This window comes from Flavobacterium bomense, assembly GCF_003970355.1.
Window position 1 is genome coordinate 1 of sequence record NZ_RYDJ01000090.1, and the last position, 1,514, is coordinate 1,514.

Below are 1,514 nucleotides of genomic sequence, written 5' to 3' on the forward strand. Positions count from 1 at the left end.
TAAAGCTTAGAATTTCTCCTTTGTCATTTATGACGATATGAAGTTTAACCCCATAAAAATAACCCATCGTAGATTTGCCAACTTGAGCAATATCTTTAAATACTTTATTGCGCTTAATTCTTTTTTTTTACAAACCCTAATTGGTGTTGAATCAACAAATGAAATCCCTGTACATTTCCCTAAACAACACGTTTGCAAGAACATATTTAGTGGTAAAATATTGCTTTGCATTAATTCTGTGAACCGATTATATGAAACTGTATTTGGAAAATCATCTTGCATATGCTTTTGAACATGGTAAATATAGAAGTGTTTAAAGCATCTAAAACCACTCAAATGAAATAAAATTGTAATTGTTATAACTTCACTTTTAGACATTATAGGAGGGCGCTTTGAAGGGTTTCCAAGAATGAAATCTTTGGTACAATTATCAAAATTATTGCAAAACTCATCAACAAGACAAAAAATATCAGTAACTTTATCAAAATTAATCATAAGAGGAATAGTTGTTTAAATATTTGAATTTCAGGACTTTAAATGGACAACTATTCTTTTTTTTATGCAAATTTGGGACTTATAATATTAACCGAATTCAGGTTATTAATTTAATCGAAATAAGAATAAATTATTGTTCATTGTTAAAGCAAAATTGAGTAAATACCACATTTTAAGCATCTCAACACAAAAAAAGCTCCTTTCGGAGCTTTTTTTATTCTAAACTTAAAGTAATCTGACCGTCATCATCGAGTTGAATATTTCCATCGTCAATATTGGTATTGCCTCGTACTTCTAGTTCTTCGGGAACAACTTCTTCTGGTTCATCATAAGGCAACGATTCTAGCAAATTAACTTGTTTCAACTTATCAGTCGTCAATTGATTTCCTAGCGCTTTCAAGCCTTTTACAGCGATGAAACTCTCGATATCTACCGTTTGATTTTCTTTTTGAACGCCTTTTACTTTTGTAAAAACCAATTCGGCCATCGGACGATAATCAGTGGAAACAATTTCTAATTGCGATTTAGGATGTTCTGTGATGAAAATTTCTTCTTTACCCTCGCTTTCTATCAAGAATCTTTTAATATAATAACGTTCTTTTTCGCCATCGTAATAAATGGCCGAAATTGGTTTTTTGGGATGCCATTTCTCCATAACAACCATATCTTCATCGAAATGAGTAGATAATTCTGGAATAATGACTTTTAATTTTCCTGTTTGAGAAATTACTAAAATCTTGTCGTTTGGTCTGAATTCGCCCAATAATTCTCCTCTGGCATCAACATTTAATTTTTGAACCGTGTCATCAAACCATATCTTTCTAGGTTTCAAAGTTGAAATTCCTTTTTCCTTGATTTCGATTTTCTTGATTGGATATTTACTAACCAAATTCCCCTTCGAAGCACGTCCTTTGATTGCCATTGTGGCAAAATCGACATCCCATTTCAGTTTTTTGATGGTTCCTATTTGACGTAAAAGAATCGTAATTACTTCGGCTTCACCATTTGGATTACAAGTA

General features: G+C 31.7%; 2 pseudogenes. Both read right to left on the reverse strand.

What is annotated here, in order from left to right:
* Positions 1 to 495 (reverse strand): annotated as a pseudogene (locus EKL98_RS18685) (IS982 family transposase); the annotation flags it as partial.
* A 214-nt stretch (positions 496 to 709) separates the two neighbouring features.
* Positions 710 to 1,514 (reverse strand): annotated as a pseudogene (locus EKL98_RS15750) (DNA gyrase/topoisomerase IV subunit A); the annotation flags it as partial.